The sequence below is a fragment of the Aromatoleum toluvorans genome (assembly GCF_012910905.1).
Lineage (GTDB): Bacteria > Pseudomonadota > Gammaproteobacteria > Burkholderiales > Rhodocyclaceae > Aromatoleum > Aromatoleum toluvorans.
The window spans coordinates 102841-123962 of sequence record NZ_WTVN01000001.1; the positions used below are offsets into that span (position 1 = coordinate 102841).

A 21122-nucleotide genomic window follows, 5' to 3' on the forward strand; every position below is an offset into this window, starting at 1 on the left:
CCCTACTCCGCGTACGCCTGCTGCACATAGGTCATGCGCCCACCCGCTAGCATCAGCGCGCAGAACATGTTCAGCTCGACGATCTGGGCGGTGGAAAAATGGCGGCCGAGCTCGGCGAATACCGCGTCGTCGATGGCCATGTAGTCGGCCGCAAAGAGCTCGGCGTATCGCAGCGCCGCCTTCTCGTGCGGCGAAAAACGAGCATCGTCCGCGCTCAGGCAGGCGATATCCTCCTCGCTCACCGCGTCGTCCTTGCGCGCGAGCTGACACGCCTTGCAGGTCGTGATCGAGGCGATCCTGAGCCGCACCAGCTCGCGGAGGCGGCCGTCGAGCACCCCACTCACGTGCATCGTTTCCAGGGTCGCGAGCCAGGCTTGGGCAAGCTCGGGGCGATGTGCCCAGACCTGCACCGGAACGGTGGAACTCAACATGCGATTGGCGCACCCCCGCGCCACTGCGTCGGCAAGCGGTGCAGGCAACGCATCGAGGGGAATGGGCTGGATTCTCGCCATGGTGGGTCCTCGGTTGGGATGAACGGATTGCCCGGCGAGACGTCGGTCAGAACGCTCAGGCAAGGCTGCAGAACTTCGACGAGCCACCCGACCCTGCATGAAGCGCTCGATCGCGGGGTCGAGCGGCCTCACCGATGCACAGCCTCTCGTAGTTATATGTTCAGTTTTTGCATTTTTGTTCAAATATACGACTGAATCCCCTCCGAAACAAGAACGGCGTGATCTGACCGGGTGTCAGAACACGCCGCACCTGCCTCAGGATGTAGAGAGGACGTTCGCAATCGCGGTTTTTCCCGACCGCGCCGTTACTGCCCGTTCAGGGCTGACGAATGAAGTAGCGCACGTGGAGCTTGCCGCCCTCGTCGAAGCGATAGAGCTCGATGGTTTCGATCGTCACATCGGTCCCCTTCACCCTGTTGCGGTTGTGACAGGCCGCCTCGCAGCCATTGATGATCATCGCGACCTCCTCGATGTCGATCTTGGCGTTCTGTGCGGTCCACATCGCTTCAAGCACCGGCCACCCGTCAGCGGGCGGTCGGCCGACGTATTCGATTGAGAGACCGCCGGGCGCGACCTCGCGGTAAGCAGCCAGAAAACCTTCCTTGTCGGAGGCGTTCCATCGGGCAAGCTGTGTGTGCAGGAAATGCTCGATGGCCTTCGCGTCGATGCTCATGGGAGCTCCTTTTTCGTGTCTCGTGTTGATTGGGCGCGTCAGAGTTCGCTGCCGCGCACATTGCGCGCGCTGCCGTTGCGGCGGTCCGATTCGCCCCAGGCCATCCAGCGATCCGGCTCGCGCGTATCACCCACACGCCTCCAGCGGCCTTCCTGTTGCGCGGTGATCGGGAATCCGCCGACAAAGTCCATCATTTCGCCTTTCGGATCAGGCAGGAACTCCCACTCCTCCCGGCCATCGACCACGATACGGGCAGTTTCGGCGAAATAACTTCCCTCCTTGTGTCGCACCTCGCCCTCGATATCCGTCGTGCAATAGATCTCGCCCTTGTGGTTCTGGAAGATCGCGTAGCCCAGATTCTCGTGACCGACCATAAACGAGCCCGCATCCCAGGTCCCGTCCTTGTAGATCGTCGCGAACGACCACCAGATGACGTGCATCTTGTTGTTTACGACGAGGTCCTTCTGGAAGTGAATGGCGCCGCCGTCGGCCATCCACGCCTGGTCGAGCGCGATGACGCCCTTCACCGGACGCCCCTCGCAGATGCCGGACACGTCGTAGAGTTGCGACACGTAGAAGGTGCCCCAATCCTCGCCGGGCAGGTACCACTGCATGCCGTTGCCGATAAGCGGCCCGCCGATGTCGAGAAGCCCCTCCTCCTTCCAGCTGAAGCGCTCACCCGACGCGGTGATCAGCCACGGCTCGCCGGGTTCGCCGTCCAGGCTGGACCAGCAGGCGGTATCTCCTTCCAGCCAGCGTTTAGGGAACATCGTCATCGCGCGAGGCAGGATCCTTTCCTTGTCGACCCGAATGTGGCGCTCGTCAATCCGGGTGGACTGATAGATGAACTTTGTCGGATTGGGGGAGCTGCCAGGCGCATTTACGGCACGGACGAAGGAATAGATGTGCCCTTCTTCGTCGCGCACACTGCCGAAGGGCATGTGCTTGGTGAGCTTGAGCCCAAAATGATCACGCAGGTCCGCGAGCTTGGCGCCGCTGACTTTCTGCGGTCCGACCAGGCATTGATAGGCGAAATCGCCCCGTTGAGGAACGGTCTGGAAGATTCTCATCGTTGAATTCCGGAAGAGGTCGGGAAGCCGCCCGTGCGCGCGACGGGCGGGAACGGTGCCCGGGTTCAGTCCCAGATCACATGCACGTGGGACGCGCCGCGCAGCTGGGCACCTTCGATGACCGGTGCGGGCTTGTCCGGGTCCAGCCGCAGGTTCGGAAAGAGATCGAGGATCGCGTTGATCGCGCAATTGAGCTCCACCTTGGCAACGAACTGTCCGATGCACATGTGCGGGCCGAACCCGAAACCGAAGGAGGGCTTGAGCTTGCGGTCGATGTCGAACTGGTCCGGGTTCTCGAACACCTCCTCGTCCCGGTTCGCCGATACCACCATGCACTGCACGAACGACCCCTTGGGGATCGTCACGCCGTGCAGTTCCACCTCCTTGGCCGTCTCGCGCACCTTGAAGGTCGCCACCGGCTCATAGCGGACGGCTTCGTCGATCAGCTTGGGCACCAGCGAGCGGTCGGCCCTGACGCGATCGACCAGCCCCGGCGTCGTCAGCAACAGGGTCATGACGGAACTGAACGTGCGCGTGGTCGTCTCGCCCGCCGCCGGCAACAGCGAGCGCACAAAGGTGATGACCTGGTGGTCGTCGAGCCTCTCGCCCTCATATTCGGCACGCAGCAGGCGCCCAATGATGTCGTCGCCGTGGGAGCCCTCGGCGCGGCGCTTGACCACCACCTCCTGAATGGCGTCATAGAGCAGTTTGACCGCAACCCCGGCATTGCGGCGCGCCTCATCGATCTTCTCGGGGTCGACCTGGTTGCCTCCGACCATCGCCAGGGTCCATGCCGCGTACTTCTTGTACTTCTCGGTGTCGTCCGTCGGGAAACCCATCAGCGCGTACATTTCACGGATCGGGAAGTACAAGCCGAAGTCCATCAGATCCGCCTTCCTCTGCGACACCATCGGCTCGAGGAAGTCCTTGCGGATCACGTGGTCGATCTGGCCCCGCCACTTGTTGACCGTATCCGGCATGAAGGCCGGTTGCAGCAAGGCCCGCACGCGCCGGTGTTGCTCGCCGTCCATCGCGAGAATGATCAGGCCATCGAAGAATGCCCCCAGTCCCTCGGCAATGAATCCGTTGGTGTAAGTGTCGGCATCACGCAGCACGTTCATCACGTCCTTGTAGCCGAACAGCGCGAACGTGGGCCGAGTGCCCTGTTTGAGGCCGGCGTTCGTCGGCACGCCGAACTGCTTGATGAAGTCCCCGACGTAGATCGGGGACTTGCCGCGCATCTCCCGGCACGCGGCGTGAATGTCGCCTTTGCCCTTGTAGGTTTCCGATACGGCCGTGTATGCGGTTTCGAGGTCGAGGTTGAGGATATCGGTGCTCACGGTTGTCTCCTGTGTGGCGCCCGTTGCTGCGGTTATCGAGAAACAACCGCCAGACACATGCGCATTTTTTGCAAAAGCGTCCACATCCTAACCATCAAATCGAAGCGGTGGCCGATTCGGCAGCGACTGTCGTTTGACCTCGAGTCAACTGCGCTAAGCTTCGCGGACAACAAGCGGAAACGAAATCTTCCAACATGCCCAGCTCTTCCCGAAACCCGAGCAAGTCGACCGAACGCGCGGCACCCGATAAGAGGGAGACCTTGCGCCGCATCAGCGCTGCGGCGCGACGGGAATTCGCCGCCAAGGGACTGGCGGACGCCCGCATCGACGATATCGCCCATGCCGCCGGCGTCACAAAACAGCTCGTTTATCACTACTTCCGGAGCAAGGAGGAACTCTTCGCCTGCGTGCTGGAAGACTCGTCCGCGACGACCATGGGCGAACTCGTCGCGGTAGAACTGGATCACCTGGCGCCGCGTGACGCGCTGCGGGCACTCCTCAACCACATGATCCGGCCCTATTGCGACCCCATGCTGAGCGCGCTCGCACAGGAAGGGATCCGCTACCACGAGAGCCATGCCACGCCGCGCAACAGCTTTGTCGACCTAGCTCCCGAGCTCAAGCGCAAGATGCGCAGCGTGCTCGCGCGCGGGGCCCAAAGTGGCGATTTTCGTGCGAACGTCGACCCGGACCTGTTCCTCGCCGCAGCCGCGCAGGTGACCACCAGCGCCTTCGTCAGCCGCTACACCGTCGTCACCCTGTGCGGCCTGGACGTGGCGAACGCCGACGACGCGGACACATGGCGACGCTTCGCGGTCGCCTTCGTGCTGGCTGCCGTCGAGCGCGAGCGCAGCGACCAACATCCGCTCATGCGGCCCGACGCCCCGCCGAAGACGCCGCCCGAAGCGGCCTGACAGCTACGGCCACCTTGCGCGACGCGCGCCACATCAGCGTGCGAGGAAACGCTTCACCCGACTGGCGGCGATCCGTCCCGGCAAGCCGTTGACCCCACCACCCGGGTGGATGCCCGCGCCTCCGAGGAAGAGTCCTGCAACCGGCAGGCTGTCCCCACCCAATCCCGCCGCCGGCCTCATCATCGCGGAACGCGTGGTGCTCGTATCCACATGCACCACGCAGCCGCGATGCACATTGAGCCGTTTCTCCAGGTCCGGCGCGGCCTCGACCCGACGACCGATCTCGAATTCCTTGAGACCCAGCATGTATTCGGCGGCCTGGTCGATGACCGTCTGCCCTACCCGGTCCCTGATGGCATCCCATCCTTCGCGCGGCTCGACCGGCGTCGCAACGGGATAGAGGTAGGCCACGTCCTGCCCCTCTGGCGCCTGCCCAGGATCGACAGCGGTCGGCACCGTGATCCACATGTAGGGCAGCTTCGACACCTCGCCGCTCGCGGCGCAGCGGAAGTTGTCGAGCACGGCATCGGAGGTGCCGATCAGGAGCACGCTCTTGCGCAGACTCAGCCCGTCGGCCCGCAGGGCTTCAATGCGGCGGTAATTCACCTGGCTACTGAGCGCGACATCGACCTTCAGTGGCGATGCCCCGTGGCCGTTGGCCGGCGCAAGTGCTACGCGAGTTAGCGTGCGCCGATCGAGCGCCCCGGGCGTAACCATTTCCAGCGCCATCTTCGGGTGGATCGACGCCACCACGGCTTTCGCCGACAGTACACGTCCGTCCTTGAGTCGCACCCCCTTCGCCCGACCATCGCCGGCAATGATCTCCGCCACCGGCGCAGAAACCAGGATCTCCCCACCCAGCTCGCGCAACCGGGCTGCCAGCGCATCCGACAACGCCTGGGTCCCCCCCACGGCGCGACCCAGCCCGAAGCGATGGATGAAGCCCAACAGCGCGAAGTAGATCCCCGTCGCGTCGTTCGCGATGGGTCCGGCCGCGCCAAGCAGGCAGCACAGCGCCGACTGTACGACCGGATGCTCGAAGCGCTCCATGATCGACGTGTACGCCGGACTGCCGATGAGCGCCATGATTTCCGGTTTCAGATGGCGGTTCCTGAGGACCGCCTTCAGGGCCTGCCATTTCGCGCCCAGGTTGCGCTGCGCGGGGTCGACACGCATCATCGGAATGGCCATGTCGATGAAGGCATCCACGAGCTTCATCAGTGCCAGGAACTCCTCCGCGTCTCGGGACGAGAAGCGCCGGATCTCGGCCGCAGTCTTTTCCGGCTCGCGCCAGAACACCAGCGAATTGCCATCCGGATGGACGTACACATATCCGGGAGACATTTCGACCTGACGAAACCCATGACGCTCGAGCTGCAGCTCCTGCGGCATCATGGGATGAACCCGGAGCGACATAAGATCAAGCGCGCAGGGGTTGATCAGATGCCGGGGCGCCTCCGGAATCAGGTAACCACTGGAGGCCATGCCGCCGATCTTCTCGCGGGCCTCGATGACGACGACACGTTTGCCTGCCTCGGCCAGATAACAGGCGGCCGCCAAGCCATTGTGCCCGCCACCGACGATCGCCACGTCATAACTGTTTGCGCCACTCATTCTGTCTCCCTCCGGGGTGTGCCGGATGCGCTTGTTGGTGAAATGCGTCCGATTCGACGAACCAACCGATTGAAGCACAGCGCCCCGGCCGGACACGGCGGAGCGGTTTGACGCGGAGTCAAAGCGCAGTGGAAGACGGACGGATGCCGCACCCTCGCTCGTCCGCAGCGGCGGGCGGACGCGGCGTGTTCAGCGGCGGGAAACGCGGCCCTGCATCAGCATGGCGAACATCCGCTCGAGGCGGCGCGGCAGGCTTCGGCGCTCAGGGCCGGCGGGGACGAGAATCTCACTGAGGATGTATCGGACCAGCAGTTCGCAGGTGAGCTCGCGGTCGATTTTGATTCCCGCACGCGACTCCCACGCATCGAAGACCGGCCCAAGCACGTCCTGGAACCGGATCACCGAGTCGGGGAAGATGCGCTGCAGCCAGCGCATTGCGTACTCCGGCGCGACCACGAGCAGCCGTCGTGCATTGCCGCGCTCGAGGTAATCATCGACGAATCGCAATACGGCGTCGAAACGTTCGTCCGGATCGGTATACGGAGCAGTCGCCTCGATCAGCGCGGCATGGAAACGATCGCGCCGATGACGTGAAAACGCGTCCAGGAGATCGTCCTGCGACGAAAAATACCTGTAGAACGTCCCACGCGAGATGCCTGCGGTCTCACAAACGTCGAGGATATTTACCCGGTCTGCTCCGGACTCGAGAACCACCGCTTCGGTAGCGTCGAAAATGCCCAGGATCGTGCTTTCGGACCGCCTGTTCCGGCGAACTGCCTTCACGGCCTTGACCGGCGCGGGCTCGGCGCCCTCCTTCGCAGAGGCGGTCGCGCGAGGCTTCTTCACCTTTGCCTTTCCCGCCTCGACTGCTTCCGCCATCTCCGCTCCCCGAGAATTCACCGACGGTGATTGTAGCGTGCCCCAACCGCATGAACATCCGAGCCCCCATCAAAATGATCACTCCGCCTCCTTATATTTGACAGTTTTTCTGTTTGTGTTTATGTTTTACCATCACAAGGAAAGCTGCACATCACCCCAACACGGCGAATCGGGACAGGAGACATTACATGGCAGGCATGGGCAATCAGGAAAGCTGGTCGGTCGGCCCACAGGATACGGTCATCGCGGCACTCGACCGGGCAGTTGCAAAGCACCCCGAGCGGGTGCTGCTCGACTTCGGCGGCGAGTTTTACACTTACGGCCAGGTCGACCAGCTTTCGACGCGCCTCGCCCACTCGCTCGCAGCATTGGGCGTCCAGGCCGGGCAGACGGTCCTGAGCATGCTCGACAACAACATCGATGCAGTCGTGGCCTGGCTCGCCATCAACAAACTGTGTGCCGTGAGTGTTCCTGTCAACACTGCGCTGCGGGGCGAGTTCCTCCGCCATCAGATCGCGGACTCGCAGGCTGCAATCGTGATCTGCGAGGCGGATTACGTCGAACGCATCGCGCAGGTGGCGGACGGATTGCCGGAAATGCAGCTGATCCTTCACCGCGCCCACCTCACCAAGGTCCCGGAGTGCCGCGCCCGCATCGCGCCGCTGGACGAACACCGGGGCCGGCGCGACGGCGCGATCGAGACGAAGCCGAATCCCTGGGACCTCGCCTGCATCGTCTATACGTCGGGCACCACCGGGCCGTCCAAGGGCTGCATGCTGAGCTACAACTACATGTGCAATCTCGCCCGCCTCCAGCTGCGCGCGGGACCGGCAACCGAGAATGACATCACCATCACCCCGCTGCCGCTCTTCCACATGAACGCGCTGTGTGTCGGCATCCTCTCGAACATCATGGTCGGCGCCCGGGTCGCGATCGTGCAGCGCTTCTCGGTATCCAATTTCTGGCCCGAAGTCGAGCGCAGCGGCGCCACCATCGCGTCGATCCTCGGCAGCATGGGCGGACTGCTCGCTCAGGCGCCGGACAACGAGTCGATGAAACGTTGCGTCGGACAGATCCACACCGTGCGCGGCAATCCCTTCACCGAGGAATCGAAGAGGATCTGGCGCGAACGCTTCGGCGCCAAGCAGGTGGGCGGCAATGGCTACGGCCTCACCGAAGCGAGCGTCATTACCTCGCTACCCGGCGGCGAGTACGCAGCGCCGGGCTCCTCCGGGAAGCGCATCCCCGACTTCGACGTGCGCATCGTCGACGACCTCGATCGTGAGCTTCCGGCCAACACGCCAGGCGAGATCGTCGTTCGCCCCCTGCGCCCCGACATCATGTTCATGGGCTACTGGGGACGCCCCGCCGACACCATGAAGCTGTTGCGCAACATGTGGTTCCACACCGGCGACATCGGAAAATTCGACGAAGAAGGTTTCTTCTATTTCGTGGACCGCAAGAAGGACTACCTGCGCCGGCGCGGCGAAAACATCTCGAGCTTCGAGATGGAAGCCGCCTTCGCAGCGCATCCGGCCATCGAAGAAGTTGCGGTCCACGCCGTGCCTTCCGACAAGGGCGAGGATGACGTCAAGGTCACCGCGATTCTCAAGCCCGGCAGCGCCCTCATGCCCGAAGAATTGTTCAAGTGGGCAATCGACTCCGTTCCCTATTACGCCCTCCCCCGCTATATCGAATTCCGCAGCTCGATGCCCAAGAACCCGCAGGGCCGGGTGCTGAAGTACCAGCTGCGCGAAGAGGGCAAGACGCCAACGACCTGGGATCTGGAAGAGACCGACATCACGGTCAGCAAACGCTGATCCCCATAAGGCAGAAAAACGGAGAGGAAGACACCATGAGCATCTTTACCCACGTCACGCTCGGGACGCGCGACATCGCGCGCGCGAAGACCTTCTACGACCAGGTTCTCGACCCGCTGCAGTTCAAGTGCCTGCTTGAGGTCGAAGGCAAGGCCTGCGGCTGGGGTATCGAGGCACCGCAGTTCATGATCCTCTACCCGCGTAACGGAGAACCTGCCACTACGGGTAACGGCATGACCATCGGCCTCACAGCCCCGAACCGTGCTGCCGTGCGCGAGTTCCATCGGCGCGCGCTTGAACTCGGGGGTACCTGCGAAGGCGCCCCCGGCCCCCGACCTTTCGCGCCGCATGCCTACGCCGCATACATACGCGACCTCGACGGAAACAAACTCGTGGCCTCCTGCCGCAAATCTGAAGAAGAGGGATAGGCTGTCTATACTGAATGATGAGTACGCCAGCCAATGCTCAAATCACACGACCCAACGCTTCGGCGACGATAGCCGACAACGAGAAGGAACTACTTCGCGTCAACCGCGCTCTTAAGACGCTCAGCGCGGGCAACAGGACGCTGTTGCGGGCCGGCGATGAAGGCGAACTGGTGAGTGCGATGTGCCGCGTCATCGTTGAGCAAGGCGGCTACCGCATGAGCTACGTCGGCTACGTCCAGCACGATGAGCGAAAGTCCGTCTCCCTCGCGGCGTTCGGTTTCGACGACCACTATGAGCAGGAGGAGGAGACGCTTCGAAACCTGTATGCGAGCTGGGCCGACAACGAGTTCGGTCACAGCGTGACCGGTACTTCAATCCGCACGGGCAAACCGTGCATCGTGCGCCACCTGCTGACCGACCCCGATCACGCGCCGTGGCGCGCGGAGGCGCTTCGCTTTCGCTACGAATCCGCCAGCGCCTTTCCGCTGCACGTCGACGGTGAGGTGATCGGCACGCTGGGGATTGCGGCCTCGGAGCCGGACGCCTTCGACGAGGCGGAGGTGAAACTGCTCGCGGAGTTGGCCGACGATCTCGCTTACGGCATCAGCAACCTTCGCTCGCGGCTTCGCCGCCAGGAGGCTGAAGCCACCATTCACCGCATGGCCTACTGCGATGCGCTGACCGGTCTGCCCAATCGGGCGAGCTTATGCGAGCGGTTCGAGTCCGTTCTTGCCACCGCGGTCGCGCAGAACCAGCCGCTCGCGCTCATGATCGTGAGCCTCGACCATCTGCAGGAAGTCAATGACACCCTGGGTTACGCTCAAGGCGATCGGCTCATCCAGACATTCGCTCGCCGACTGATCGAGGCCGAGCTTGCCGAAACAGTCGCCCGCGTAGGCGAAGGCGAATTCGCGCTGCTGTTACCGAATGCCGATTCGGCTCGCTCCTCCGCGACGGCACAGCAGCTTTCAAAGTTGTTGCACACCTCGATTGACGTCGAGGGGTTAGCGTTCGATGTACACACTCACACCGGTCTGGCCCTGTTTCCCGGCCATGGGGCGGACGCGGAGGTATTACTACGACGCGCTCGCGTGGCGATGCGCGATGCGATGCAGGCCGGTCGGGACTACGCGGTCTTTGCACCGGCGCTCGATCAGGAAGCCTCGCGCAGGCTGGCGTTGATGGGGGAGCTGCGCCACGCGATCGAGAGGCACCAACTCGCACTCCAGCTTCAGCCCAAGCTGCACCTGGCTTCGGCAGCGATCTGTGGCGCCGAGGCACTTGTTCGGTGGAAGCATCCACTGCTCGGCCAGGTCCCGACGTTCGAGTTCATCACGCTCGCGGAACAGGCGGGAATGATCACCCCCGTCACTCACTGGGTCCTCGAAGCGGCGTTCCGCCAGCGCTACGCGTGGCACATGGCAGGAATCGAACTGCCGCTGTCGGTGAATCTCTCGGCGCACGATCTGCGAGACCCGACGCTGCTCGACAAGCTCAAGGGCCTGGTCGAGACCTGGGGAGCCCAGCCAGGCTGGATTCAGCTGGAGCTGACGGAGAGCGCGCTGATGGTGGACGCCTCGGCCGCGGTCGAGATCCTTCACTCCCTGAAGCGGCTGGGTTTTCAACTTGCCATCGACGACTTCGGTGCCGGCTATTCGAGCCTGGGTTATCTGCATCGCCTGCCAGTCGATGCAATCAAGATCGACCAGTCGTTCGTCATCCCGCTGGTACAGAGCGAGGATTGCGCGACCATCGTCGGCTCGGCCGCACAAATGGGGCACAAGCTGGGCTTCGAAGTTGTGGCGGAGGGCGTGGAAAGCCAGGATGCGTTGCGGCGCGTGACGGAACTGGGATGTGACATCGCACAGGGCCATTTTGTGAGCCATCCCATGGCGGCCGACCAGTTCGGGGCGTGGCGGGCAGCTTCACCTTGGGCGAGCCCGGCTTCACCCGCGCACTGAGCCCGCGCGGGGCGTTTTCACCCATTGCACGATGCCCGGCAAAGACTCACATTGATCTCAACCACCTCGACCTGCACCGACCGTCAATCGCCGATCCTGGCTGCTTTTCCCGAAACCGTTCGAACGTCCGGCGATAACACGTCGTCCGGCCTGGCAGCGCGGAGCCAACAGAGAACTAGCATGCAGAACAAGTTCAACGAAACGGACAAAACGTCCGGCGCTGAGGTTCTCCACGTCGCCTCGTGTCACCTGCCGACACCGTGGGCGACGTTCGAGCTCCACGGATTCGAAGAAGTCGCCAGCGGACGCGAGCATGTCGCCCTGACCCTCGGCGCCGTGGCCGACGGGGCGCCGGTGCTCACCCGCGTCCATTCGGAATGCCTGACCGGCGATGCGCTGTTCAGCCGGCGCTGCGACTGCGGCCCGCAGCTCGAAGCAGCACTGGACGCGATCGCCACCGAAGGCCGCGGCGTGCTGCTGTACCTGCGCCAGGAAGGCCGCGGAATCGGGCTGCTGAACAAGATCCGCGCGTACGCGCTGCAGGATCAGGGCGCCGACACCGTCGAGGCCAACGAACGTCTCGGCTTCCCTGCGGATAGGCGCGACTACTCGGTCGCGGCGGCGATGCTGCGCAGCCTCGGCATTGCGACGCTGAAGCTGATGACGAACAATCCCCGCAAGGTGCACGCGTTGGAGCACTACGACATTTCGGTGGCCGAGCGCGTCCCCCACATCATCGAGCCCAACCCCCACAACGCCGGCTACCTGCGCACGAAGACGGTGCGGCTCGGCCATCTGTTCCCTTGGCCGGAAGCCTGACCGGGGCGCATGTGTGCGCTGGACATTACGGCCCAAGTACCAAGAGGCGACCCGACCGCACGGTCGTTGCATGTCCCGAACACGGTGCGCGCCGTATAGCGCGCAACGCCTCCCCGTTGAACACCGCGATACTCAAATCCCCGGGGACGGCGCCCACCGTCGCGCGCTGCCACGAGCGCCACCTTGGTCATCCCACCGCGGTCGGCGGCGTCCAGCTGTCTAAACAGGCGGAACGGCATGACAACCGTCCCGGTCTCTCCGCCAACGATCCGCGAGGTGATCCGGCAGATCGCTACGCTCGGCAGGTCTCTCGGCCGCAAGTGCGACGGCGAACCCCGCGTGAAGACCCTGCGGCGGGGTCTCCAGCGCGTCAGAGACTTCGTCGAGGGCGTCGAGCATATGCGGGCTGGTCATGCGATATGAGCTGTGCGAAATCCTATGCGGATAACGCGGCGGACCCCATCGCTGACGCATCAAGCAGGGTGGGCGCAGGCTGCTTTTGACATTACCGCCCGAACGTCACGGATCGCCGAAAACCACCGCCACCATGAGTCGCAGCGCCACCAGGGAAACCGCCCCTTCGTCGTCCAGCTGCCAGGTGCTTTACCTGTTATCGGGAAAAGTGCTATATCAGCCCGAGTTCGAGACGGGCGACAGCCGCCCAGCCGCCGCGATCAGGCTCAGGGATTAGAAGACAAGAACATGACGCTAACAAAAGCAGAAATCGTCCAAGTCGTCGCCGACAACGTCGGACTGAACAAGCGGGAAGCCTTGGAGATGGTCGAGGCTTTTTTCGAGGAAATCAGCGCTTCGCTCGAAGCTGGTGAGGACGTCAAACTGTCGGGCTTCGGCGGATTTCAGCTGCGCGAAAAGCCCGAGCGTCCAGGGCGCAACCCGAAGACCGGTGAGACGGCGCGGGTGACCGCGCGCCGCGTCGTGACGTTTCACCCCAGCCAGAAACTCAAGCTGACGGTCAGTGGAATTGCGAGCAAGCATCAGGAGTCGCGCCAAGCCAACAAATCGGTCGGGGGCTCTTACGAAGTTCAGCGCTGGCGAATAACAGAGCCGGTCTGAGCAGCCGGATCGGGCGGTGGCAGGCCGGCCAACCCGAGGCTTCGTCGCACGCCCCATTCGGCTGCCAACCGTCACATGATTACGCGTCCTCTACCCTGTCGTGATTCGGGCGCCGCTGAGTCTCTGCGTCGGCATATGCGCGTCGCGAGTTCACACCGACCAATAGGAACACCGCTCAGTCGGTCCACTGATCTTACAAGGTTTGCAGGATTCGAGCGTTGGCCGCCGGGTAATGCCTCGCATGCTCCGAGCTACCCTAAGAAACAAGCCGCGCCTAACAGGTGGCGCCTGGCTCCGCAACCACTTTCAGGTTTCCTGCAGCGCTGCGCGACTGGAATTCCACCGTTGCTCCCCATATCCGGGTAGTTACAGTCCAGTGCTCAACACAGCGAAAACAAGCACTTGCGTGACTTTTTGCAATATGTCTTCAGCATGCAAAAGCGCTGCAAGTACTTGAAAACATGGGGCGACATACCGGGATCTAACCGGTGACAACTGGAGCCACAATCCCTATCAGTTTTCTTATCAATCAGTTACTTGAGCATTTTTTCAATCTACAATCTCCACTCATCTGTGGCCCCGGAAGCCGCGTCAGCGCTCATGGCGCCACAGTTTTGTAGAACGGTTTCGGCGCCCTTCTGCATGCGCCGAACGGGTTCCCAAGTAGGCGCTTTCGAACCCGAATCGCGCACCCGACAAATCATTCTAGACACACAGCGCGCGATCGCAACCGATGCTCACCGTTCCACCTCGTGATGGACGCGAAGGACAGCTTTGTGCGCAGCCATGCGTCCATCCGGCTTCGTCAGGACCCGCCGCACTCCGGCCATTCGGCCCTGGTAGGTTCGACGACAGCTACGCCTCCTACAACTGCCTTATTCTTGGCTTCATCCCTGAGCAATAGCTCTTGCACGAGGCGATTTCAGACACACGATGCCGGCGCTACACTCGGATCTTGTTCGGACGGCGGCATACAACTTGGGACGTGTCATTCCTCGAACAAATTAACGATCTCTCGTGGCGTCGCGTCCTCTGCCTCACTCCGTGATTCGTTGCATCACATCACCGCGCACGTCCATCCGACAGCACGTCGTCGACGAGCGATCTCAGCTGTTCATAGCCAAAACTCGGCAACGGCTTGCCATTGACGAAGAACTCCGCGTCTTGGATACATTCAAGATTTTTGCATCCGCAAGGCCCTGCTCGATCACTTTGGCGATTTCGGGCGAAGTCATGTCCAGGGCCCTGCGTTCCATGTCCAGGCCCAGTTGCTCGAGGTACTTCCATACCAGCCCCAGCTGCGGCGTATGGTGGGGTGCCCATTCGTCCTGCGACGCCAGCAGAGCTTCGAGCGCCGCCCAGAACTTGCCCTGCCGGCGGGCCGCCTCCAACACGGCGACGATCATGTTGGATCCGTTATGGAAGGGCGCGTCGCGCTGCATCCACGCGAATCTTGTCCGGATTCTCCTCCATCATCTTCCTTCACGCGCGGGTAGAACGCCCGGCAGGTTTCGCACGCGGGATCGAGAAACTCGACGATGACGACCGGCGCATCGGCCTTGCCCAGCGTTGGCGAATGCATGGGTATCAGGGCGCTGCGATCTGCCTCGATGCGCTGCGTCGCATGCGTTTCCTGCCGGCCGACGCCGAGCGTATAGCCCAAGCCGGTCGGAGCCATTGGGAAGTCGAGAACCGCCTTCATTGGTGTCTCGACGTCCAATTCAACGACGACCAGTCGCGCGAGCGTACCGGTTTCGCGGCCAACAACCTCGCTATCATCCGCCACATCGTCATCGACCTCGTTCACCTGAACACTTCACGAAAGGCCAGCATCAAGACCAAGCGCCTATTGGCCGCCTCGTCCGATCAGTTTCGTGCCGAACAGCGTGGATTCACAGCATGACAAAAAGGTGCGAAAGCCCTGCCGGTCCATCGGACCGAACCCGATGGACCGGCATCGCTGATGCTCTTGAGCAACAAGATAGCCAGCACAACTTTCGGCCTCATCGTCGGAACGGACAAATCTGCGACACCGCGACAATTTTCGGCACCCCCTCGGTCAGATCGAAAAAAATCGTCGCATCCGCCGATGCCGCAACGGGACGGCCAGCATACAAAGACACATCGACTATTCCCAATGGAGCACACATGGCTGGACCCCTGCATGGCATTCGCGTCGTCGAGATGGCCGGACTGGGCCCCGGGCCCTTCTGTGGAATGATGCTGGCGGACATGGGCGCCGACGTCATCTGCATCGAACGCAAACCCTCGACCGTCCAAAGCGACTTCGACAAGCTGAAGCGGACCGTCACCGACCGGGGACGCCGTTCGGTCGCACTGGACATGAAGAAGGAAGGCGCCGCCGACCTGGTACTGCGTCTGGTGGAAACAGCCGACGTCCTGATCGAGGGCTTTCGCCCCGGCGTGATGGAGCGCCTCGGCTTGGGACCCGACATCTGCCTGGCGCACAACCACCGCCTGGTCTACGGCCGCATGACGGGCTGGGGCCAGCAGGGGCCGCTGTCCCATACCGCCGGGCACGACATCAACTACATCGCGATCAGCGGCGCCCTGGGCGCCATGGGCTATGCCGATCGCCCCCCGACGCCGCCCCTGCATCTGGTCGGCGACATGGGCGGCGGCGGCATGATTCTCGCATTCGGCATCGTCTGCGCCCTTCTTGAAGCGAAAACTTCGGGTCAGGGACAGGTAATCGATGCCGCCATCTCGGACGGCACCGCCAGTCTTGCCTGCATGTATTACGGCATGCGCGCCAAAGAGCAGTGGAGTAGGCAACGGGCCGACAATTTGCTGGACGGAGGCGCGCACTTCTACGGCTGTTACGAATGCGCCGACGGTCGCCATATCGCCATCGGCGCGATCGAGCCCCAGTTCTATCGCCTGCTGCTCGAATTGTGCCAAATCGATGATCCGGAATTTGCCGACCAATGGAACAAGCAGGCCTGGCCGGAATTGCGGGAAAAGCTGCGCCGCATATTCGTGCGCCGCAGCCAGGATGAATGGCGCGCCCTGCTGGAGGGAACGGATGCCTGCTTCGCCCCCGTGCTCGACTTCGACCAAGCCCTGGCGCATCCGCATCACCGCGCGCGCAATACCTTCATCGACATCGACGGCATCGCCCAGCCCGCGCCCGCCCCCCGTTTCAGCCGCACGCCCGGCAGCGCGGGCCGCCTGCCGGAAAGCGCAGGACAGCACACCTCGGAAGTTCTGGCCGAGGCAGGTTTTTCTCCCGCCGAACTGGCCGACCTTGCCGCTGCAGGGATCATTTGAAGCGAATTCAACGACGGGGAGGAAGCATGGCTAGCAACATGGAAACAGCAACACGAGGCCGTTTACAGGACAAGGTCGCCGTCATCACCGGCGGCGCCAGCGGCATAGGGCGCGCTTCGGCACTTTTCTTCCTCGACCAGGGCGCCCAGGTCGTCATCGCCGACCTCAACCCCGTCACCGCCGAGGAGACGCTGGTTTTGGCCGCGCAAAAGGGACACGCCAAATCGATTCGTTTCCTGCGTACCGACGTTTCCCGCGAGGAAGACATCGAAGCGGCGGTTGCCTTGGCCCTCGACAATTTCGGCCGGCTCGACTGTTTTTTCAGCAATGCCGGCGCGGGCGGCACCATGGCCCCTGTCACCGAAACGCCGATCGAGGATTGGGACCGAACCATTGCCCTGCTGCTACGCTCGGTCTTCCTCGGCATCAAGCACGCCGGCAATGCCATGAAACGCCAAGGCTGCGGCGGCTCGATCATCAACACATCATCCACCGCCGGGCTGAACGCCGGCAGCGGGCCGGCCGCCTATTCCGCAGCGAAGGCAGGGGTCGTCAACCTGACTCAAAGCGCCGCCGTCGAACTCGCCCCGGCCCGCATCCGGGTCAACAACATCGCACCGGGAGGAATCTTTACGCCTCTGATCCGCGGCGCGAAAAACGAGCAGGAAATGCTCGCCTTCATGAAAGGCCGCCTGCCCTGGCCCTCGGTCGGCCTGCCCGGGGACATCGCTCATGCCGCCGTGTTCCTGGCGAGCGACGAATCGCGCTTTTGCACCGGAACGACCCTGCTCATCGACGGCGGCCTGCTGGCGTGGGGACCCGGCCTGTTCCCCTTCGGCGGCATCTACAACGAGGACCGCAGTTTCAGCGCCGGCAACATCGGCCAGGGCTGAATACCTGGCGGCGCCGGAGGGGAGGAATATCAGCGGATCCACCCCTGGCGCCGGGCCATGTTCACCGCCTGGGTCCGGTTGCCGGCGCCGAGCTTGGCGTTGATCTTGCGCAGGTGCGATCTGACCGTGCTCTCGGTGACGAACAGCTTTTCGGCGATGGCGTTGTTCGACAGGCCGAAGGACACGAACTCCAGGATGTTCAATTCACGCGCCGAAAGCGAGGCTGTGGCATCGACCACCTCGTCCTCGCTGCCCGCCGGTTCCAGCTTGCATCCGGCCCGCTGCAGAATCCGATCGATGAACAAAGTTAGTTCGTCGCCCTGCTCCTTGCCTTCCACCTGCCGGGCCAGGCGCAGTTCGCGCAGCAGTTCGACGATGGGGGCGCCCTCCTCCAGGAAGGTGCGGACCAGGCCCTCGCTGCACGCCGTCTCCGTGCATTCCTGGATCATCCGCATCGCCAGCCGAACCTGGCCGGACATGTGCAGTGCCTTGGCCAGCAGAATCTTCAGCTTCAGCACGCGGCGGTTCCTGGAATGGTTCTGGGCCGAGCGGATCTCGGCCTTGATCGCATCGATGATTCCCGCATCGCCGCCGCCATGCACGAACAGGCGGAAGCGACACAGTTCCGTGGTTTCCAGATCGTTGGCCGGCATGATCATGCCGCGCAGGCTGGCCCACGCCGCCGGGTATTCGGCGCGTTCGCATTGATTCCTGGCGTCTGCCAGGTCGCCTCTGAGCAAGGCCATCCTGGCCCTTTCCAGTTGGGCGGACGCGATCACGCGCGGCAAGTTGTTGTGCCGACCAAAGTATTCCAGTTCGCTCAGATAGTGGTAGCAGTGGTCGAGATCGCCGCGGTCGTGGGCGATGCGGGCGTAAATGACGTGGCTGATGATCAGTTGATCGGGCAGGACGTACTCCCGCACGATCGGAAGATAGAGCGCCAGCAACTGTTCTGCCTCGTCCAGCTCGTCGATGTCGTACAGGGCCTCAGCGAGATAGACCGCAGCGATCGAGCGCCCGACGCTGCGGCTGCCGAAAGCCACTTCGGCCTCGCCCAGCGCCACGCGAAAATGCGCGATGGCCTCCCGCACCCGGCCTTGCGCTAGGCTTACCAGCCCCTGCAGGCACATCGTGTATACGATGGGGAAGGTCGTGCTCCGGGTTTCGCCGTCCGGATTCGAACGGGTCAGCAGTTCGATCGCGTCGGCATAGCGATTGGCGGCAACCCGCCAGGTCGCCAACGTCGTGGTGAGGATGGCATAGCAAAAGCTGTCCCGGTGGACAACCGCGTGGACCGCCTCCTCCGCCAGCCAGAAACCTTCCTCGTGGCGCTCCAGGATCGCCAGGATATAGGGTCTCAGGGCATCGATTTCATTGGACAAGCCTTCGCTGGCCGGGAGCACCGCCTTGTCGCCTTCAAGCGCATCCAGGCGCCGCAGCGCCTCGGCGCCCCGCCGGGTGAAAGTCAGCGCCCAGATATGGGCAAGGCGCAAACGCGGCTTGAGCCGCAGCGACTCGGTCGGCAAGGCGTCGAGCCAGCGTGCCAGCAGCCGGAAGCGGCCTTCGAAAAGCAGGCTGTTGCTGCGGGCCGCGATAAGCGAAAGTGCATATTCGGTCATCCCCGACGCCAGCGCGTGTTCGATCGCCGGAATGGGCCGCCGTTCCGCTTCGTACCACTTGGCAGCGGTCAGGTGGAGGGCGGAAATTTCCTGGGGATAGAGCCGCTCCAGTTGGCCGCGCAGGAAAGCGGCAAAAAGACCGTGATAACGGTAGAGGTTCTGCTCGCCACCATCCAGGGTCGTGACGCAGACATTGGAGTGCGCCAGGCCGATCAGGACCTGATCGCTGTCGTCACGGCCACACACGGCATCGCACAGGGATTTGTTGAGTTCGCCGAGAATGCTGCTCTTGAGCAGGAAACTCCGCACATCTTCCGGTTGGTTGGAAAGAACGGCCTCGGCCAGGTATTCGGCCACGGCCGAATTCGACCCCGAAAACGTGGCGATGAAGGATTCCGGGTTTTGCCGGTTTTCCAGCGCCATCGAGGCCAGCCACAGCACCGCGGGCCAGCCTTCCGTATCGCCGTAGAGCTTGGCGACGCCTTCTGCCGAGAGCTTCAAACCTCTCTGGGTACGCAGGAAGAAGTCGGTTTCCTCGCGGGAGAAGCGCAGCCACATCTGGTCCACTTCCACCAGTTGCCCTTGGGCGCGCAGGCGGCCCAGTTGCAGGTTGGGCGCCTCGCGCGACGCGATCGCCAATTGCCCGCCGGGCGGCAGGCGACTGATGATGACCCGAAGCAGGTCGTCGATGGAGCGGTTGGATACCGATTCGAATTCGTCGATGAAGAGCGTGAACGGATGTTCGCAATCGGCCACGCTATCGACCAGCCTCAGCGCCAACTGATCGACCCCGGGCGTCACGCCGGTCGAAACCTGGTACTCGTCATGGCTGCCCGCCGGCTGCAACACCTGATCGAAGACTGCGATGAGGTGGGTCAGGAAACGACGGAAATCGTCGTCGAGGGAATCCAGGGTCAGCCAGGCCACCCGCCGGCCGTCGGCCTGCAGGTGATCGAGGTATTGGCGCATCGCGGTGGTCTTGCCGAAACCGGCGGGCGCCCGGAACAGGATCAGCCGGGTATCGGCGGAGCGCGCCACCAATTCGGCGATCTTGCGTCTCGCGACCGGTCGATAGGCCGCCGATGGCGCCGCCAGTTTCGCCCGCCGGACGATGCCGGGCAATTGCACCGGCGATTCTTTTGAATCAATTTCTGAATTATTTGACATATTTTATCTCCTCCTACAATTCCTTGAACTGCTGCTGTCTTGCTGTCTATCTCCTCGACTAACAGGGCTCGATGCATGATATTTATATTTAAAGCATCCGAACCGGTGACTGATTGAGCAATCTCTTCCGAATTCCGCGGACCCGCGAATACTGCCCTGATGCAGCCATCCAGGCGCCGGTTTCGCAAGGCATCAGCTTGCCGCAGCCTGAGGAATTGTTGCCGCATAATGATGCGGAAACAATCTGCGCATCTCTGCTTCAATCCAATTTCTGGCAGCCAAATTGATTTCGTTGGCATCCATGTCCCCGGGCGCGATGGCGGGGCCGATGCTGACGATGATTTCACCGGGCGTCTTCAGCCAGGTGTCACGCCGCCAGAATTCGCCGGCATTGTGCGCGACCGGGACCACGGGTACCTGCGCCTGTTGCGCGAGCCTGGCGCCGCCCGGCTGGTAGCGGCGCGTCGCCCCGAGCTCCACCCGCGTCCCCTCGGGAAAAACCACGACCCAGAAGCCTTCGGCAAGACGCGCCTGCCCCTGCTCGACGACCTGGGTCAGCGCGTCCTTGGCAGCGCCCCGATCGATCGCGATGCCGGAAGTCAAGGCAAGCCCCCAGCCGAAGAACGGCACTTTCAGCAACTCGCGCTTGAATACGAAACATAGCGGCGGAAATATCACCTGCAGCGCCATCGTTTCCCACGCCGATTGATGCTTGGACACGATCACGGCGGATCCGGCGGGAATGTTTTCGCGTCCGATAACCCGATAGCGGATGCCCAGCAGATGCCACGCGAACCACATCACCAGCGGCGCCCAGCTGGCGACGATACGACGGCGCACGGAGGACGGCAACGGAAAGGCGAGTATGCCCAGGATCGCACAGGGCGGCGTGACGATCACAAGGAACACTGCAAACAACAGGGAACGCAAGGCAAGCATGGTTTTCTCTAGGCTGCAGAATCGGCAACCACCGTTGCAGAACCGGATGGATGGGAACTTACCGAGATGTTCCCACAAGTACCGCTGAAACAAACTGTCCGATCCGACG

General features: G+C 62.8%; 19 protein-coding genes and 1 pseudogene. 10 read left to right on the forward strand and 10 right to left on the reverse strand.

Annotation, left to right across the window (positions count from 1 at the left end):
• Positions 1-2 precede the first annotated feature (2 nt).
• The 4 genes from GPA22_RS00475 to GPA22_RS00490 form a co-directional block, all read right to left on the reverse strand.
• The gene (locus tag GPA22_RS00475) at positions 3-512 is read right to left on the reverse strand and encodes a carboxymuconolactone decarboxylase family protein (protein WP_050416200.1); all 510 of its coding nucleotides are present in this window, start codon (positions 510-512) and stop codon (positions 3-5) included.
• 316 nt (positions 513-828) lie between these two features.
• On the reverse strand, positions 829-1185 hold the full coding sequence (locus GPA22_RS00480; protein WP_096447438.1) for a hypothetical protein: 357 nt from the start codon (positions 1183-1185) through the stop codon (positions 829-831).
• 38 nt (positions 1186-1223) lie between these two features.
• Positions 1224-2255, reverse strand: a complete 1032-nt coding sequence (locus GPA22_RS00485; protein ID WP_050416202.1) for a hypothetical protein — start codon at positions 2253-2255, stop codon at positions 1224-1226.
• Positions 2256-2320: 65 nt separating this feature from the next.
• A complete protein-coding gene (locus GPA22_RS00490; RefSeq protein WP_169204551.1) occupies positions 2321-3595 on the reverse strand; it encodes a cytochrome P450 in 1275 nt (424 codons plus the stop codon).
• A 194-nt stretch (positions 3596-3789) separates the two neighbouring features.
• Here GPA22_RS00490 and GPA22_RS00495 point away from each other — a divergent pair, with 194 nt between their 5' ends.
• Positions 3790-4509, forward strand: a complete 720-nt coding sequence (locus GPA22_RS00495; RefSeq protein ID WP_169204552.1) for a TetR/AcrR family transcriptional regulator — start codon at positions 3790-3792, stop codon at positions 4507-4509.
• A 33-nt stretch (positions 4510-4542) separates the two neighbouring features.
• Here GPA22_RS00495 and GPA22_RS00500 read toward each other — a convergent pair whose 3' ends face one another.
• The gene (locus tag GPA22_RS00500; RefSeq protein ID WP_169204647.1) at positions 4543-6123 is read right to left on the reverse strand and encodes a phytoene desaturase family protein; all 1581 of its coding nucleotides are present in this window, start codon (positions 6121-6123) and stop codon (positions 4543-4545) included.
• Between the two features lie 189 nt (positions 6124-6312).
• Positions 6313-7002, reverse strand: a complete 690-nt coding sequence (locus tag GPA22_RS00505) for a TetR/AcrR family transcriptional regulator (RefSeq protein WP_050416206.1) — start codon at positions 7000-7002, stop codon at positions 6313-6315.
• A gap of 188 nt (positions 7003-7190) precedes the next feature.
• Here GPA22_RS00505 and GPA22_RS00510 point away from each other — a divergent pair, with 188 nt between their 5' ends.
• The 6 genes from GPA22_RS00510 to GPA22_RS00535 all read left to right on the forward strand — a co-directional run bounded on the left by GPA22_RS00510 (position 7191) and on the right by GPA22_RS00535 (position 13104).
• Positions 7191-8822 carry an ATP-dependent acyl-CoA ligase gene (locus tag GPA22_RS00510; RefSeq protein ID WP_169254141.1) on the forward strand — a complete coding sequence of 544 codons (1632 nt, stop codon included), beginning with the start codon at positions 7191-7193 and terminating at the stop codon, positions 8820-8822.
• A gap of 35 nt (positions 8823-8857) precedes the next feature.
• The gene (locus GPA22_RS00515) at positions 8858-9250 is read left to right on the forward strand and encodes a VOC family protein (RefSeq protein ID WP_169254142.1); all 393 of its coding nucleotides are present in this window, start codon (positions 8858-8860) and stop codon (positions 9248-9250) included.
• Between the two features lie 14 nt (positions 9251-9264).
• Positions 9265-11211, forward strand: a complete 1947-nt coding sequence (locus GPA22_RS00520; protein ID WP_169254143.1) for a putative bifunctional diguanylate cyclase/phosphodiesterase — start codon at positions 9265-9267, stop codon at positions 11209-11211.
• Between the two features lie 180 nt (positions 11212-11391).
• Complete coding sequence (gene ribA / locus GPA22_RS00525) at positions 11392-12030, forward strand: GTP cyclohydrolase II (RefSeq protein ID WP_169254144.1); 639 nt, start codon at positions 11392-11394, stop codon at positions 12028-12030.
• Between the two features lie 183 nt (positions 12031-12213).
• Positions 12214-12453, forward strand: coding sequence for an IS4 family transposase (locus GPA22_RS00530; RefSeq protein ID WP_281374074.1), 240 nt, complete (start codon positions 12214-12216; stop codon positions 12451-12453).
• 279 nt (positions 12454-12732) lie between these two features.
• The gene (locus GPA22_RS00535; protein WP_169254146.1) at positions 12733-13104 is read left to right on the forward strand and encodes an integration host factor subunit alpha; all 372 of its coding nucleotides are present in this window, start codon (positions 12733-12735) and stop codon (positions 13102-13104) included.
• A 1106-nt stretch (positions 13105-14210) separates the two neighbouring features.
• Here the strand turns inward: GPA22_RS00535 and GPA22_RS00540 are convergent.
• Positions 14211-14510, reverse strand: a complete 300-nt coding sequence (locus GPA22_RS00540) for a DsbA family protein (protein WP_169254147.1) — start codon at positions 14508-14510, stop codon at positions 14211-14213.
• Complete coding sequence (locus GPA22_RS23005; RefSeq protein ID WP_343035904.1) at positions 14507-14806, reverse strand: thioredoxin domain-containing protein; 300 nt, start codon at positions 14804-14806, stop codon at positions 14507-14509. The genes GPA22_RS00540 and GPA22_RS23005 overlap by 4 nt, the downstream gene beginning before the upstream one ends.
• On the opposite strand from GPA22_RS23005, the pseudogene GPA22_RS00550 reads away from it, so the two are divergent.
• The 3 genes and pseudogenes from GPA22_RS00550 to GPA22_RS00560 form a co-directional block, all read left to right on the forward strand.
• A pseudogene (locus tag GPA22_RS00550) lies at positions 14738-15007 on the forward strand (ISAs1 family transposase); the annotation flags it as partial. The gene GPA22_RS23005 and the pseudogene GPA22_RS00550 overlap by 69 nt on opposite strands.
• Positions 15008-15252: 245 nt before the next feature.
• Entirely contained in the window at positions 15253-16395 is a 1143-nt protein-coding gene (locus GPA22_RS00555) for a CaiB/BaiF CoA transferase family protein (protein ID WP_169254149.1), read from the forward strand.
• Between the two features lie 26 nt (positions 16396-16421).
• Complete coding sequence (locus tag GPA22_RS00560) at positions 16422-17288, forward strand: SDR family NAD(P)-dependent oxidoreductase (protein WP_211168853.1); 867 nt, start codon at positions 16422-16424, stop codon at positions 17286-17288.
• A 29-nt stretch (positions 17289-17317) separates the two neighbouring features.
• Here GPA22_RS00560 and GPA22_RS00565 read toward each other — a convergent pair whose 3' ends face one another.
• Positions 17318-20074, reverse strand: coding sequence for a winged helix-turn-helix domain-containing protein (locus GPA22_RS00565; RefSeq protein WP_169254150.1), 2757 nt, complete (start codon positions 20072-20074; stop codon positions 17318-17320).
• 192 nt (positions 20075-20266) lie between these two features.
• Positions 20267-21013 carry a lysophospholipid acyltransferase family protein gene (locus tag GPA22_RS00570; RefSeq protein WP_169254151.1) on the reverse strand — a complete coding sequence of 249 codons (747 nt, stop codon included), beginning with the start codon at positions 21011-21013 and terminating at the stop codon, positions 20267-20269.
• Positions 21014-21122: the final 109 nt, after the last annotated feature.